The 13,728-nt window shown below is 63.9% G+C and carries 13 protein-coding genes; 6 read left to right on the top strand and 7 right to left on the bottom strand.

The window, feature by feature from the left end; all coding sequences use genetic code 11:
* Nucleotides 1-20: 20 nt before the first annotated feature.
* The 5 genes from ACW9JE_RS15640 to ACW9JE_RS15620 are packed head-to-tail and all read left to right on the top strand — an operon-like array spanning nt 21 to nt 5,246.
* Nucleotides 21-557 (top strand): Csu type fimbrial protein, encoded by a 537-nt coding sequence (locus ACW9JE_RS15640; protein WP_457433243.1) that lies wholly within the window; start codon nt 21-23, stop codon nt 555-557.
* Nucleotides 558-561: 4 nt separating this feature from the next.
* A complete protein-coding gene (locus ACW9JE_RS15635; RefSeq protein ID WP_457433242.1) occupies nt 562-1,062 on the top strand; it encodes a Csu type fimbrial protein in 501 nt (166 codons plus the stop codon).
* Between the two features lie 30 nt (nt 1,063-1,092).
* Complete coding sequence (locus ACW9JE_RS15630) at nt 1,093-1,869, top strand: fimbrial biogenesis chaperone (RefSeq protein ID WP_457433241.1); 777 nt, start codon at nt 1,093-1,095, stop codon at nt 1,867-1,869.
* Between the two features lie 51 nt (nt 1,870-1,920).
* Nucleotides 1,921-4,278: a fimbria/pilus outer membrane usher protein gene (locus tag ACW9JE_RS15625; RefSeq protein WP_457433254.1), complete on the top strand. Its 2,358-nt coding sequence runs from the start codon at nt 1,921-1,923 to the stop codon at nt 4,276-4,278.
* Entirely contained in the window at nt 4,275-5,246 is a 972-nt protein-coding gene (locus ACW9JE_RS15620; protein ID WP_457433240.1) for a Csu type fimbrial protein, read from the top strand. The genes ACW9JE_RS15625 and ACW9JE_RS15620 overlap by 4 nt, the downstream gene beginning before the upstream one ends.
* Nucleotides 5,247-5,771: 525 nt before the next feature.
* Here ACW9JE_RS15620 and ACW9JE_RS15615 read toward each other — a convergent pair.
* The 7 genes from ACW9JE_RS15615 to ACW9JE_RS15585 form a co-directional block, all read right to left on the bottom strand.
* The gene (locus ACW9JE_RS15615) at nt 5,772-6,818 is read right to left on the bottom strand and encodes an ABC transporter substrate-binding protein (protein WP_224534108.1); all 1,047 of its coding nucleotides are present in this window, start codon (nt 6,816-6,818) and stop codon (nt 5,772-5,774) included.
* An 18-nt stretch (nt 6,819-6,836) separates the two neighbouring features.
* The gene (locus ACW9JE_RS15610) at nt 6,837-7,952 is read right to left on the bottom strand and encodes an NAD(P)/FAD-dependent oxidoreductase (RefSeq protein WP_224534107.1); all 1,116 of its coding nucleotides are present in this window, start codon (nt 7,950-7,952) and stop codon (nt 6,837-6,839) included.
* Nucleotides 7,949-9,304 (bottom strand): FAD-dependent oxidoreductase, encoded by a 1,356-nt coding sequence (locus ACW9JE_RS15605; RefSeq protein WP_457433239.1) that lies wholly within the window; start codon nt 9,302-9,304, stop codon nt 7,949-7,951. Before ACW9JE_RS15605 ends, ACW9JE_RS15610 begins: the two co-directional genes overlap by 4 nt.
* Nucleotides 9,305-9,563: 259 nt before the next feature.
* Entirely contained in the window at nt 9,564-9,854 is a 291-nt protein-coding gene (locus ACW9JE_RS15600; protein ID WP_457433238.1) for a (2Fe-2S)-binding protein, read from the bottom strand.
* A 7-nt stretch (nt 9,855-9,861) separates the two neighbouring features.
* Nucleotides 9,862-10,656 carry an ABC transporter permease gene (locus tag ACW9JE_RS15595; protein ID WP_224534104.1) on the bottom strand — a complete coding sequence of 265 codons (795 nt, stop codon included), beginning with the start codon at nt 10,654-10,656 and terminating at the stop codon, nt 9,862-9,864.
* A gap of 6 nt (nt 10,657-10,662) precedes the next feature.
* On the bottom strand, nt 10,663-11,532 hold the full coding sequence (locus ACW9JE_RS15590; protein ID WP_457433237.1) for an ABC transporter permease: 870 nt from the start codon (nt 11,530-11,532) through the stop codon (nt 10,663-10,665).
* Entirely contained in the window at nt 11,529-12,554 is a 1,026-nt protein-coding gene (locus ACW9JE_RS15585) for an ABC transporter ATP-binding protein (protein ID WP_224534102.1), read from the bottom strand. The genes ACW9JE_RS15590 and ACW9JE_RS15585 overlap by 4 nt, the downstream gene beginning before the upstream one ends.
* 246 nt (nt 12,555-12,800) lie before the next feature.
* Between ACW9JE_RS15585 and ACW9JE_RS15580 the strand changes: the two genes are divergently transcribed.
* Nucleotides 12,801-13,637 carry an IclR family transcriptional regulator gene (locus ACW9JE_RS15580; RefSeq protein WP_175377436.1) on the top strand — a complete coding sequence of 279 codons (837 nt, stop codon included), beginning with the start codon at nt 12,801-12,803 and terminating at the stop codon, nt 13,635-13,637.
* Nucleotides 13,638-13,728 lie beyond the last annotated feature (91 nt).

The following is a 13,728-nucleotide window of genomic DNA, read 5'->3' as shown; positions in this document are numbered from 1 at the left end:
CCCCGTAGAGGAAGGACACCATGCGTACGTGTGCATCAAGGATAGGTTTGTCATTGCTCGGCCTGGCGCTGGCGGGCGGCGTGCAGGCGGCGACCACGGTCACCGGCCAGATCACCTCCAGCCTGATCCTGACCAGCAGTTGCCAGGTCAACGGTGGCGGCGGCTCCACCAACCTGAACTTCGGTGCCTTGAACTTCGGCACCGCCAACAGCCTGTTCACCACTGCCACCGGACAGGTGCTGGGCGGTGGCGGCGGGGCGCTGTCGATTCTGTGCTCGGCCGGCACCACGCCGGCGGTGAAGATTCGCGCCGGCGCCAACGACGGCAAGTCGCCGGGCGGAACCCGGGCGTTGTTTGACGGGGTCGCCAACTACGTGCCCTACGATCTGTACACCGACGCCGGGCATTCGCAGCTGTTGGCCATCGACGGGGTGATCAACCTCGCCGCCAGCACCGGCGTGGCGCAGACCGTGAACATTTACGGCCAGGCGGTGGGCAAGGCCGGGCTGCCGGCGGGCACCTACACCGACACCATTTCCGTCGAATTGACGTTCTAGTGCGATGTTGCGCCAGGGCTGTTCGGCGCTGCTGCTCATATGCGCGGGCAGTACGCCTGTGCCGTTGACGGCGGCCACCAGCCAGAGCTTTCAGGTCAGTGCCACCGTGACCGCGGGGTGCCTGGTGGTGGGCGGCGTGTCCAGTTACGGCAGCCTGAATTTCGGCAGCCGTTCGGCATTGACCACCGGCACCGTGCAGGTGGCGCTGACCGGTGGCGTGCGGTTGCAATGCACGCCGGGCGTGACCCTGAACATGAGCGTCGATGGCGGGCAGTACAACAACGGTGGGCGCAACATGCAGCTCGGCACCGGCAGCAACCGGGTCGCGTATCAGCTGTTTCGCGATGCGGCGTTCAGCCAGAGCCTGGGGATCGGCCAGAGCGTGGCGGTGGCCTACAGTGACGCAAACAACATTCGCCTGCCGATTTACGGCCAGGTGCAGTTACCGGGCAATCAACCCGGGGGGACATACAGCGATGTGCTGCAGGTGCAGCTGTCGTGGTAACGGGATGAACGGATCATAAGGAGATGGTGGATGTGTTTATCTTCGCTCATGCGTCATGGGCTTCTGTCCCTGCTGTGGCTGGGGGCGGCCAACGTGCAGGCGGCGAGTTCGGTGCTGATCTGGCCGATCGATCCGGTGCTGGAAGCCGATCAGCAGGCCAGCGCACTGTGGCTGGAGAACCGTGGCAACGAGACGGCCAATCTGCAGGTCCGGGTGTTCGCCTGGAGCCAGAGCGGCTTCAGCGATCAGTACCAGAACCAGCGCGACGTGATCGGCAGTCCGCCGGTGGCGAAGATCGAGCCGGGGCAGAAACAGCTGGTGCGTCTCACGCGCACCAAGGAAATCCCGCCGGGGCAGGAACTGGCCTACCGCATCATCATCGATGAAATCCCGTCCGCGAAACCGCCTGCTGCGGACGACGGCAAGACCGCGGCGGCGATCCGCTTCCAGATGCGCTATTCGGTGCCGCTGTTTGCCTATGGCGCGGGGCTGTGGAGCAAGGAAGACACCACCCGTCCGCGCGATCCCAAGGGCATCGGCCTGCCGGATCTGAGCTGGCGCACGGTGGCGGTGGACGGCAAGCCCTATGTGGAAGTGCGCAACCAGGGCGCGGTGCATGCGCGACTGACCGACGTGGCGCTCAAACAGGGCGGGCAGAGCAAACCGCTGGTGGAAGGGTTGCTGGGCTATGTGCTGCCCGGCGCGATCATGCGCTGGCCGGCGCCGGGCCCGGTGGCGGGCGAGTCGGGGTTGCAGGTGCGGGTCAATGGGGCGGCGCAGGTGCAGAGTGTGGCGCCGGCGCGTTGACCTGTAGTGGGCTGAAAAAGGAGACAAGGTCCATTGATGGACAAAGCGGCAATGAGCCAGGGTCGGGCTCGCAGTTTCCGGTGTCCGTCTTGGGCGATGGGCTGTGTGTGTTGCCTGGTGGTCATTCAACAGGTGGAGGCCGGTGACCTGCCGCCTCCGCCCAGCGGCATGGAGGCTGTTGCCGATGCACAGTTGTTCCTGGAACTGGTGGTCAACCAGATGAACACCGGACGGGTCGTTGCGGTTGAGCAGCGCAACGGACAGTTGTTCGTGCCGGCCAGCGCATTGCGGGATACCGGCATGAAATTGCCCGAGGGCACAGGCGCCGAAGTCGGCCTCGATCAGCTGCCGGGCCTGCACAGCGAGTACGACGGCAACGCCCAGCGTCTGCTGCTCGACGTGCCTCCGGACTGGTTGCCCGAACAGTTCGTCGGCCGCCGCGAAGCCTATCCGCGCACGCCGGCCCTGAGCAGCTTCGGCGCCTTGCTCAACTATGACCTGTACCTCAACGACACCGACGATGCCGGCACCTATTTGGCGGCATGGAACGAAGTGCGGTTGTTCGACAGCTGGGGCACGCTGTCAAACACCGGGCAATACCGCCGCACGCTGTCCGGAGAAGAGCTGGGCACGCTGAACAATCGCTATCTGCGCTACGACACCACCTGGCGTTTCTCCGACGACGACCGAATGCTGACCTATGAAGCCGGCGACCTGGTCAGCGGCGCCTTGCCCTGGAGCAGTTCGGTGCGTATCGGCGGGGTGCAGTTGTCGCGGGATTTCGGCGTGCGTCCGGATCTGGTCACCTATCCTTTGCCGCAGTTCGCTGGTGAAGCTGCCGTGCCGTCCTCGGTGGATCTGTTCATCAACGGCTACAAATCCAGCAGCGCCGAATTGCAGCCCGGTCCTTACACCTTGACCAACATTCCGTTCATCAACGGTGCCGGCGAAGCCGTGGTGGTGACCACCGATGCGCTGGGGCGCCAGGTCTCCACCACCGTGCCGTTCTATGTCACCAGCAGCCTGTTGCAAAAAGGCCTGTCGGACTTTTCCGTGGCGGCCGGCACCTTGCGCCAGGACTACGGCCTGCGGGATTTCAGTTACGGCCCCGGCGTTACCTCCGGCAGCCTGCGCTATGGCCTCAGCGACAACTTCACCCTCGAAAGCCACGCCGAAGCCTCGGACTCCCTGGCCCTCGGCGGCGTCGGCGGCAACGTGCGCCTGGGCAATTTCGGCGTGCTCAACAGTGCCGTCAGCCAGAGCCGTTTCGACGGCGAAAGCGGGCAGCAACTGAGTCTCGGCTATCAGTACAGCAACCAGCGCTACAGCTTTTCGTATCAGCGCCTGCAACGCCGTGATCAATACGCGGACCTGACGCTGGTCGACACACCCTACGTGACCCTGAGCAAGCGCAGCGAACAGGCGACCCTGAGCGTCAACCTGAACGATTGGGGCAGCCTCGGTGCCGGCTATTTCGATGTGCGCGCGGCGGACGATTCACGCACCCGTCTGCTCAACCTGACGTGGAGCAAATCGTTGTGGCGCAGCACCAGTTTCTACCTGTCGGCCAACCGCGAAATCGGCGACAGCAACTGGGCGGTTCAGGCGCAGTTGGTGATCCCGTTCGACCTGCAGGGCAGCCTCGCGATCAGCAGCGAGCGCGGCAAGAACGGCGAGAGCCTGCAGCGGGTCAACTACAGCCGTGCCGTGCCGACCCAGGGCGGGGTGGGCTTCAACCTTGGTTACGCCAAGGGGGACGGGCCGGATTATCGTCAGGCCGACCTGACCTGGCGCCTGCAATCGGTGCAATTGCAGGCCGGGGTCTACGGCACCAGCGAGGCCGAAACCCGTTGGGCCGACGCCAGCGGCTCGCTGGTGTGGATGGATCGACAGGTATTCGCCGCCAATCGCATCGATGATGCCTTCGTGGTGGTCAGCACCGATGGCTACGCCGACGTTCTGGTGCGCTATGAAAACCAGCTCGTCGGCCAGACCGATCGCAACGGCCACCTGCTGGTGCCCTGGAGCAGTGCCTACTATCGCGGCAAATACGAAATCGATCCGCTGAATCTGCCGGCCAACGTGCGCAGCCCGAACGTCGAGCAGCGCATCGCGGTGCGTCGTGGCAGTGGTTATCTGCTGGAGTTTCCGCTGAGCCGGGTGATTGCCGCGAGCATTGTTCTGGTGGATGCGCGGCAGCAGGAATTGCCTCTGGGCAGTGGCGTGGTGCATGAGCAGAGCGGCACGCAGACTGTGGTCGGCTGGGATGGGCTGGTGTATCTGGAGAACCTGCAACAGCAGAACGATCTGCAGGTGACGCTGGCCGATGGCAAAAGCTGCCGGGTGCAGTTTGATGTCGACACGAAACAGGATCAGATCCCGCTGATCGGGCCGTTGGTGTGTCAATGAAGGCTTTGAAGTTTTTGCTGCCGCTGGCGTTGGGGCTGCCGGGTTCGGCCTGGGCGTTGTGCTCGGTGGTCACCACCACGCCGGTGGGCTTCGGTTCTTTGAGTTCGATTGCCTTGCGCACCACTGCGCAGCCTGGTTCCACGCTCAATGGGGGCTTGAGTTGTACCGGTTCGCTGTTGTCGTTGCTGACCAACAATGATCACTTCTGGGCGACCGTGACCTCGACCCAAGGCGGATTGGTCGGCCCCACGGGAGACGTAATCGGCTATACGATCTACGCCAACAACAGCACCAGTTACCCGTTGACCCGCGGCACCGCATACGACTTCGCCCGCAACGGCATCATCGATGCGCTTGGTCTGCTCGGCGGCACGGTGCCGAAAATCGTGCCGTTGTACTTCGGCACCACCATCGGCAGCAATGTCGCGGCCGGGGTCTACACCGAAACGTTGAGTATTTTCTGGAACTGGAATTACTGCTCGGGCATCGGTATCGGCGCTATCTGCATCGGACGCGACATCGCCAGCGGCACCACTTCGCTCACGGTCAACCTGACGGTGGCCAACGACTGCACCATCACCGCCCCGAACATCGCCTTTGGCAGTGCGCCAGTGGTCAGCGCCTTTGCGCCGGTGACCGGGCAGACCATCAACCTGGCGTGCACCAAGGGCAGTGCGTATACCGTCGGGTTGAGCGACGGGCAGAATCCGGTGAGCGTCGGCGGGCGTCGGCGCATGGTTTCCGGGAGTAATTATCTGGCCTACGACATTTTCAAAAGCGCCGGCACGACCCGCTGGGGCAGCGTCGGGGCTGCGCGTCGGGCGAGTTCGGATGCCGAGATCAATCCGGGGAACGGGTTGGGGACGGGAAGTCAGGTGTTCAATTACAACGCCAAAATCTACACCGATCAGACCACCCCGCCGGCGGGAACGTATCTGGACAGTGTGATTCTGGATGTGGGGTTTTAAGTCCGCACCCATTTCACGAGCCTGCCACGCCCCTTGTGGGAGCGGGCTTGCCCGCGATGGCGGCCTCACAGCCGACGCTGAAATCGCGGATCCACCCAGTTCAAAATGTGGGAGCGGGCTTGCTCGCGAAGGCGGCCCTAAAGCCGACTTGAATTATGCGAGTGTACCCAACCCATTTGTGGGAGCGAGCCTGCTCGCGATGAGTGTCCAGGCACCGCAGGCATTCAGGCAGCCAGCGCCATCGTTCACCACCATCGCGAGCAAGCTCGTTCCTACAGAGTGAGGCTACAGGGCTGTGGGCAAGGGCCTACAAAGTTGCCGGAATCGGCTGGCTTGTGGGGAATGGTGCTGCATTTTATCGTCTGGGTGTCGCAGCTTTTCGATATGGTGGCTGTACGTGGAAGGCCCTTGGGTCTGCCGGAATCTACCTTCCGGTTCGCTAATCTGCGTACAGCTGCCACCCTCATACCCCACATATCGATCGTTCCCACGCTCTGCGTGGGAACGATCATCGTACGGGGAAAATTACCGCTCGATACTCCGATTCCAGCGCGCATTCCACTCCGGACGCTGCTGATTCACCTGATCCCAATCCACCGCAATCGCGGTCTGCAGATACTGTTTCATCGCCTCGACCTGCCCACGGGTACGGTCAGTAGTCGGTGTATTCGGGTTGGAAGGAATCTGGTCGCCATCTTCAAGCGCGGTCGCCTGGGCTTCCGGCGTCAACAGAAACGCAGCCAGTTTCTGTGCCAGTTCCGGCTGGGTGTTGTTGGCGATCGTGCATTCGGCGACGTTGAGAACCACCGCGCCTTCTTTGGGTTGCGCGTATTCCACCGGCATGCCCTTGAGTTTCAGGGCGGTGACCTGGGTCGGGGTCAGCGGGAAGAGGGCGGCTTCGTCGGTCTGGAGCATTTCGGAGATTTTCGCCGAGCTCGGAATGTATTCCAGCACGTTGCGTCCGATGCTGTTCGGCCAGGCTTTGAACCCCGGCTCGACGTCGGTTTCGCTGCCGCCCTGGATCCGGTTGAACATCAGGAAACCATGCAGGCCGAAAGTGGACGATGCCATCGACTGGAACACCACCTTGTCCTTGAAACGCGGGTCGGCCATGTCCATCCAGGAGGTCGGCGCGTTCCAGCCTTTTTCCTTGAACAGGCGGGTGTTGTAGGCCAGCCCGGTAACGCCGAGGCTGACAGCCACCGCCTCATCCTTGATCCGCCCCTTGGCCGGGATCTGCGCCAGGGTCGGGTTATCTTCGAGCTTGTCGCACAGACCCATGCCGATGGCGCGGTACATGATGCCGTCGTCGAGGAACATCACATGCATCTGCGGGTTGCCCTTGCTGGCCTGGACCTTGGCCAGGATGTCGGCGGAGGTGCCGGGCACGATCACCACTTTGACGTTGTTGGCCTTCTCGAACGCCGGCAGGACCTTGTCGGCATACAGCCGCTCCATGGTCCCGCCGTTCATGCCCAGGTACAGCGTCGGCTCGGCGTGGGCCTGGGTGACGGCGAGCAGGGCGCTCATGCAGGACAAACCGAGCAGAGCAGTGCGTTTGACGTTATTCATTGGCGCGACCTTCCTCTATCAAGCTACGGAGATGGAGTGAAAACGGGTGATGGAAAACGCATCCAGCGACGTCTTTGACGCGCCGCTACAGATGATTTCGGTGAGCGCCTGGCCCACCGCCGGGCCGATCTGAAAGCCCGCGCCGGCAAAGCCGAACGCATGCAGCAGACCTGGCTGGGTACGGCTATGGCCGATCACCGGCTGGCGATCGGGCAGATAACCTTCGGTGCCGCTCCAGGTACGGATCGCCTGGGCGCCTTCGAGAAACGGGTAGAGCTCGACTGCCTGGCGCAGGATTTCCAGCACGGCGCTTTGGCCGGGGCGGGCGCGGGCATCGTCGAGAGCAAAGCCCTGGCCGCCGCCCAACACGCAATTGCCCCGCGCGACCTGACGGGCATAGATGCCTCCACCCTCGACGCCGGTGCTGGCGTCCATCACCAGCGGCAGCGGTTCGGTGACCAGCATCGCCGGGTGCCCGGAGTGCATCGGCACCGGCTCGCCGAATTGCGCCGCCAGGGTCCCGGCCCAGGCACCGGCGCAGTTCAGCAGCCAGGGCGCACGCAGTTCCAGGCCGGTTTGCGTGCGTATGCGAAAGCGCTGGCCGTCGTGATCCACTGCGGTGACCGCGCATTGTTCGTGAACCTGCACGCCATGATGACGCGCAGCGCGGGCAAACGCCGGCGACACCAGCCTTGGATTCGCATGACCGTCATCCGGGCAATACGAAGCACCGACTGCCACGTCACCGACCCACGGAAAACGCGCGCGCAGTTCCTTGCGATCAAGTACCTGCAAGTCGAGGCCGAAACCCTGGCTGCGGTCGGCGTAGTCCTGCAGCGAGTGCAGATCGTTGAGGCTGCGGGCGAGCTTGAGGTGACCGCTGCGCTGGTATTCGCCGTCGATTCCGATCAACTGCGGCAACTGCCCCCAGATGGCGTGGGCGCGTTGCGACAGCGGCAATTGCGACAGCGGTCGACCCTGACGGCGCACGCCGCCGTAGTTCACGCCGCTGGAATGTGAACCGCAGAAGTCCCGTTCCAGCAGCACCACGCGGCGCCCGGTCATGCCGAGAAACAGCGCCGCCGAAGCGCCGACGATGCCCCCGCCAATGATCACTGCATCGACTTCGATCATGCTTCGATCTCCAGGCCAAAAGGCAGCGGCTTGATCGGTGCCTGGGCCCGCAGCCGGCCGATATCGGACACGGCGCGATGGCTCTGGCAGGCGATGATTTCCGCCGCGGCGGCTCCGCACATGCGGCCCTGGCAGCGGCCCATGCCGACCCGGCAGTGGGCCTTGACCCGATTGATTTCCCAGTGACCCTCACGCACGACCTGACGAATGTCGCCGGCGCGGACTTCTTCGCAGCGGCAGACCATCACGTCGTCGGCAAGGTTGGCGGCCCAGCCTTCGGGAAAGGCAAAGGCGCGCTCCAGACCCTCTCGGAAATCGCCGATTCGTTGTAGTGACTTCTCAAGGTGTTCGGCGCGGCCGGGCGGGATCAGGTAGCCGATGTCTTCCAGCAGGGCCAGGGCGGCGCGTTCGCCGGCCATTTCCGCGGCGTCGGCGCCCATGATTCCGGCGCCGTCACCGGCCAGGTAGACCTCGGCTACGGTGCTGCGCCCGGTCGAGTCCCGTTGTGGCAACCAGGCGCGGTTGAGCGGGTTCCAGGCGAAGTCGCAGCCGAGCAGGTCGGCGAGTTGGGTTTCGCTGCGCAGGCCGTGGGCGAAGGCGACGGCATCGCAGTCCAGGTGGTGTTCGTCCTTTGCATCGCACCAGCTCAGCGCTTGTACGCGGTCCGTGCCGTCGATGCGTTTCAGGGTGGCGCCCTGATGCACCGGGATGCCGCGGGCGGTGAGCCAGCCGCGGTAATAGATGCCTTTGGCCAGGGTGGCCGGCTGCGCCAGCAGGCCGGGCAGGGCACGGGCCTGGGCGCTGAAGGGTGAGCTGTCGAACACCGCGACGACGTTTGCTCCGGCCTTGGCGTATTGATAGGCGACCAGGTACAGCAACGGACCGCTGCCGGCGAACACCACGCGCTCACCGATGGCGCAGCCCTGGAATTTCAGGGCGATCTGCGCAGCGCCCAAGCTGTAGACGCCGGGCAGGGTCCAACCGGGAACCGGCAGGATCCGGTCGGTGGCGCCGGTGGCGACGATCACCCGGGAGAATTCCAGGCGCGCGGCGCGGCCGTCGTGCAGGGTGTCAAGGGCGCCGTCTTCGGCGTTCCACACCAGGGTGTCGGGGCGGTAGTCGAGCTGTTCGCGCAGGTCGTCAATGGTCTGGTGCAGGGCCTTGGCCTTGCGTGCCTCGAAGCCGTACAGCTTGACCGGCGAGCGCTTGAAATTGGCCGGCTGCCGCCGATAAATCTGCCCGCCACCGCGCGCGGCTTCATCCAGCAACACCGGGCGCACGCCATGGGCCATCAGGGTTTGCGCAGCACGAATACCGGCCGGGCCGGCGCCGATGATCACAACGGGCTTCATGCGCACCTCGGTTGTTGGGCAGATGAGTGATTGGTGGTGACTGTCCTGGCCTCATCGCGGGCAAGCCCGCTCCCACAGTGGACTGAGTCGCGCCGCCGATTTTGTGTCTGGCCCGTCCCCCCTGTGGGAGCGGGCTTGCCCGCGAAGACGGCGGCACATTTAACAATGGTGTTGGCAGACAGATCGCTTTCGCGAGCAAGCCCGCTCCCACAGTGGATGGGGGGACGCCGCAGGTTTTGTGTCTGACTTTTGAGACTCTTCATAAACACCGCCCCGGTTCGCGATCGATCTGCTGTCCGGCTTCGAGCAGGGTGGCGCAGGCACGTACGCGGCGGCCGTCGCCCAGGCGGACCCAGCAGTCCTGGCAGGCGCCCATCAGGCAGAAGCCGGCGCGGGGTTCGGCGCTGAAGTCACTGCCGCGCAGGTGGTCGCTGTTGGTCAGCACCGCGGTCAGCAGGGTGTCGCCGAGCAGGCCGCGGGCCGGTTGGCCGTCGAGGGTAAAGTCCAGGGCCGGGCGGTCGCCTTCGGCCAGTCGTTTCAGCAGAGCCATGGTGCCCTCATTGTTTGCCCACCAGGACCCGATCCAGGCCATATACCCGATCGAGCAGAATCATGGTCACCGCAGTCAGCGCGATCACCAGTGCCGACACCGCCGCCATCATCGGATCGATGGATTCGGTGGCGTACACATACATGCGCACCGGCAGGGTCTGCGTGGCCGGCGAGGTGACGAAAATCGACAGCGTGACCTCGTCGAAGCTGTTGATGAACGCCAGCAGCCAGCCACCGGCGACCCCCGGCAGAATCATCGGCAGGGTGATCTGGCGGAACAGCGTGAAGCGCCCGGCCCCCAGCGATTGCGCGGCGTGTTCGGCGCTGCGGTCCAGGCCGATGGCCGAGGCCAGCACCAGGCGCAATACATAGGGAGTGATGACCAGCACATGGGCGAAGATCAGCCAGGCGAAGCTGCCGTTGACCCCCATCAGGGCGAACAGGCGCAGCAGCGCCACCCCCAGCACCAGGTGCGGAATGATGATCGGCGACAGGAACAGTCCGTTGAAGAAATCCCGTCCGGGGAATTCGAAACGGGTGATCGCCAGCGCCGCCGGCACCGCAATCATCGTGGCCAGCGAGGCCGCGCTGAAGGCCAGGATCAGGCTGTTGTAAAACGCATCGACAAAGTCGGCACGCTCGAACACGGCGCGAAACCAGCGCAGGGAAAAATCGGTGGTCGGCAGGCTCAGGGTGTTCTCCGGAGTGAAGGCGACAAGGCACACCACCACCAGCGGGGCGAGCATGAAAACCACCACCAGAGCGTGAAACAGCAGGGCGAAAGGACCGTTCCTGGACATGGCGGATTATCCCAATGACTTCTTGTAGCGGCCTTCGATCATGCGGTTCCACGACAGCATGATCAGCAGGTTGATGAGCAGCAGGGCGACGGCGATGGCCGCACCCATGGGCCAGTTCAGTTCCGACAGGTACTGGTCGTAGATCAGCGTGGCGACCATCTTCAGGCGCCGCCCGCCGAGCAGGCCGGGAATCGCGAAGGAACTGGCGGCCAGGCCGAACACGATCAGCGTGCCGGACAGAATCCCCGGCATGACCTGCGGCAGCACCACCTGGCGAATCACCGTGAACTGGCTGGCGCCCAGGGATAGCGCGGCCTGCTCGCCGGCCGGATCGAGTTTCTGCAGCGAGGTCCAGACCGGAATGATCATGAACGGCAGCATCACGTGGACCAGCGCGATCACCACCGCAAACGGCGTGTACAGCAGCTTCATCGGCGAGCCGCCGAGGGCTTGCAGGACCTGATTGACCAGACCGTCGGCGCCCAGCAACAGGCTCCAACCGAAGGCGCGCACCACCACCGAAATCAGCAGCGGGGTGAGGATCAGGATCAGGAAGATCGAGCGCCACGGGGTGCCCATGCGACTGAGGATGTAGGCCTCGGGCACGCCGATCAGCACGCAGAGCAGGGTGGTCAGGGCGCTGATCCACAGGGTGCGCAGAAAGATCTCGTAGAAATACGGATCGCCCAGCAGGCTGCTGTAGTGCTCGGCGGTATAGGCCTCGGCATTGATCCCCGAGCTGTAGTCGAAAACGTTGAACGACAGCACCAGGGTCAGCAGCAGCGGGATCACCAGCAGGCTGATGTACAGCGCCAGGGCCGGCGCCGACAGCCAGTAACCCTGGCGCCCCTGGCGGATGGCGGCGAGGGTACTCATGCCGTCACCTCGTCGACGCTCAGCACTCGCAACAGCGCCGTGTCCCAATCCAGACCCACCGCTGTGCCCTCATTCAACGGGGCCGATCCGTCGTTGCGGCGCACCACGCTGAGTTCGCCCAAGGGTGTCGATACTCCGTACAGCCATTGGCTGCCGAGGAAAAAGCGGCTGCTGATCTTGCCTTGCAGGCGACCGTGGCCGGCGTCGCGCAGATCGATTTTTTCCGGGCGCAGGCTCAGGGTCAGTTCGCCCTGGCCGCGATTGCACACCTGCGCCACGCCGGCGCTGTCGCGCTCGCCGGGCAACAGATTGGCCTTGCCGACGAAGCCGGAAATGAATTCGGTGCGCGGGTGTTCGTAGAGGGTGTAGGGCGCGTCGATCTGGGTGATGCGCCCGGACTGCATCACCACCACGCGGTCACTGATCGACAGCGCTTCGGACTGATCGTGGGTGACCATCAGCGTGGTAATGCCCACTTCGCGCTGGATGCGGCGGATCTCGAATTGCATCTCTTCGCGCAAATTGGCGTCGAGGTTGGACAGCGGTTCGTCGAGCAGCAGCACCGGCGGCTGGATCACCAATGCCCGGGCCAAGGCCACACGCTGGCGCTGACCACCGGACAGTTCCCGTGGATACCGCTCGGCGTGCTGATGCAGGCGCACCAGTTTCAGCACCCGCTCAACGCGCTGCTGGATCTCGGCGTTCGGCACCTTGCGCATGCGCAGGCCGAAGGCGACGTTGTCCCTGACGGTCATGTGCGGGAACAGCGCGTAACTCTGGAACACCACGCCCAGGCCCCGGCTGGCGGGCTTGGCGTGAGTGATGTCACGACCGTCCAGCACGATGCGTCCGCTGGTGACTTCGACGAAGCCGGCGATCATTTGCAGGGTGGTGGTCTTGCCGCATCCGGAGGGGCCGAGCAAGGACACGAATTCGCCTTTCTCGACCGAGAGATCGGTGGCAACCACGGCGTCGATTTCACCGTAGCGTTTGCCGAGTTTCTGAAGTTGCAAAAAAGCCATGAGTGCGCCTCCACCTGAGATTGTTATGCGCAGCCTGAAGGCGCGCTTTTTTGTATGGGCAGATACGAAAAAATGTTTGCGGGGTGCGTTGGCGCTCGATGTGAGTCGGCTGCCGCTGTTGTTCGAATCGCCCCTGTCTGGACGCAGATTAGGACGAAGACTAGGATGGGCTCAATGGCCTATTTCACTGAATCGATGACTATTTTCAGTTTCATTCGGTGAGTAAATTAAATATCGGAAAAATCAATGTCAGATTCCATTGAGCGGAATGAAAGCAAAAATGAAGTCGGTGTCGGCGCCGTTTCGCGCCTGTTTGCCGTGTTGCGGGCGCTGGGTGACACCGTCGAGGGCGGCGAGCGGGTGACGCAACTGGCGCAGCAAATCGGTTTGTCGCAACCGACCACCCACCGCCTGCTGCGCAGCCTGATGGACGAAGGCATGGTCGAGCAGGACGGGCGCAGCAAGCGCTATCGCCTGAGCCTGGACTTTTTCGCCCTGGCCGCTCGGGCGGGCAACAGTGGCAACCTGCGCGAACTGGTGCGCCCGTCGTTGCTGCGGCTGTCGGCTTCGCTGGGCGACTCGCTGTTTCTGCTGGCGCGCAGCGGCTTCGATGCGATCTGCCTGGACCGCAGCGAGGGCCCGTTTCCGATCCGTACCTTCACCGGTGATATCGGTGGGCGGGTGGCGCTCGGTGTGGGGCAGGGCAGCCTGGCGATTCTGGCGTTCCTGCCGGAGGAGGAGCGCGATACGGTGATCCACTACAACCTGCCGCGGCTCAAGGATTTCCATCTGTATGACGAAGTGTTCCTGCGCTCGGAGGTCGAGAACGTGCGCAAGCTCGGTTATGCCGGGCGCAACACTGGCGTGTTGCAGGGCATGGCCGGGGTGGCGGTGCCGATCCTCGACCGCGAGGGCCGGGCGGTGGCGGCGTTGAGCGTGGCCACCGTGACCGACCGACTGGGCCCGGATCGCCTGCCGACCGTGGTGGAGATGCTCAAGCGCGAAGCGGCGCTGATCGGGCCGCGGATCAATCCGTTCGATCCGTTGTTGCGGCGGCCGTCGCAGGTGTTTGGCCAGAGCTGAGTTTTACCCACCAGCACGGATCCCCTTGTGGGAGCGGGCTTGCTCGCGAATGCGGAGTGTCAGGAGACAAATGTTGGTCTGATACACCGCA

The organism is Pseudomonas sp. SDO55104_S430, from assembly GCF_054070595.1.
This window is presented reverse-complemented; position numbering and strand designations above follow the sequence as displayed.

What these genes read in the sequence shown, in the direction of transcription:
- ACW9JE_RS15585 (WP_224534102.1), bottom strand. Translation starts at nt 12,554, where the DNA reads ATGGCTTTTTTGCAACTTCAGAAACTCGGCAAACGCTACGGTGAAATC.
- ACW9JE_RS15580 (WP_175377436.1), top strand. Translation starts at nt 12,801, where the DNA reads ATGTCAGATTCCATTGAGCGGAATGAAAGCAAAAATGAAGTCGGTGTC.
- ACW9JE_RS15605 (WP_457433239.1), bottom strand. Translation starts at nt 9,304, where the DNA reads ATGAAGCCCGTTGTGATCATCGGCGCCGGCCCGGCCGGTATTCGTGCT.
- ACW9JE_RS15590 (WP_457433237.1), bottom strand. Translation starts at nt 11,532, where the DNA reads ATGAGTACCCTCGCCGCCATCCGCCAGGGGCGCCAGGGTTACTGGCTG.
- ACW9JE_RS15625 (WP_457433254.1), top strand. Translation starts at nt 1,921, where the DNA reads ATGAGCCAGGGTCGGGCTCGCAGTTTCCGGTGTCCGTCTTGGGCGATG.
- ACW9JE_RS15610 (WP_224534107.1), bottom strand. Translation starts at nt 7,952, where the DNA reads ATGATCGAAGTCGATGCAGTGATCATTGGCGGGGGCATCGTCGGCGCT.
- ACW9JE_RS15635 (WP_457433242.1), top strand. Translation starts at nt 562, where the DNA reads ATGTTGCGCCAGGGCTGTTCGGCGCTGCTGCTCATATGCGCGGGCAGT.
- ACW9JE_RS15620 (WP_457433240.1), top strand. Translation starts at nt 4,275, where the DNA reads ATGAAGGCTTTGAAGTTTTTGCTGCCGCTGGCGTTGGGGCTGCCGGGT.
- ACW9JE_RS15600 (WP_457433238.1), bottom strand. Translation starts at nt 9,854, where the DNA reads ATGGCTCTGCTGAAACGACTGGCCGAAGGCGACCGCCCGGCCCTGGAC.
- ACW9JE_RS15630 (WP_457433241.1), top strand. Translation starts at nt 1,093, where the DNA reads ATGTGTTTATCTTCGCTCATGCGTCATGGGCTTCTGTCCCTGCTGTGG.
- ACW9JE_RS15640 (WP_457433243.1), top strand. Translation starts at nt 21, where the DNA reads ATGCGTACGTGTGCATCAAGGATAGGTTTGTCATTGCTCGGCCTGGCG.
- ACW9JE_RS15615 (WP_224534108.1), bottom strand. Translation starts at nt 6,818, where the DNA reads ATGAATAACGTCAAACGCACTGCTCTGCTCGGTTTGTCCTGCATGAGC.
- ACW9JE_RS15595 (WP_224534104.1), bottom strand. Translation starts at nt 10,656, where the DNA reads ATGTCCAGGAACGGTCCTTTCGCCCTGCTGTTTCACGCTCTGGTGGTG.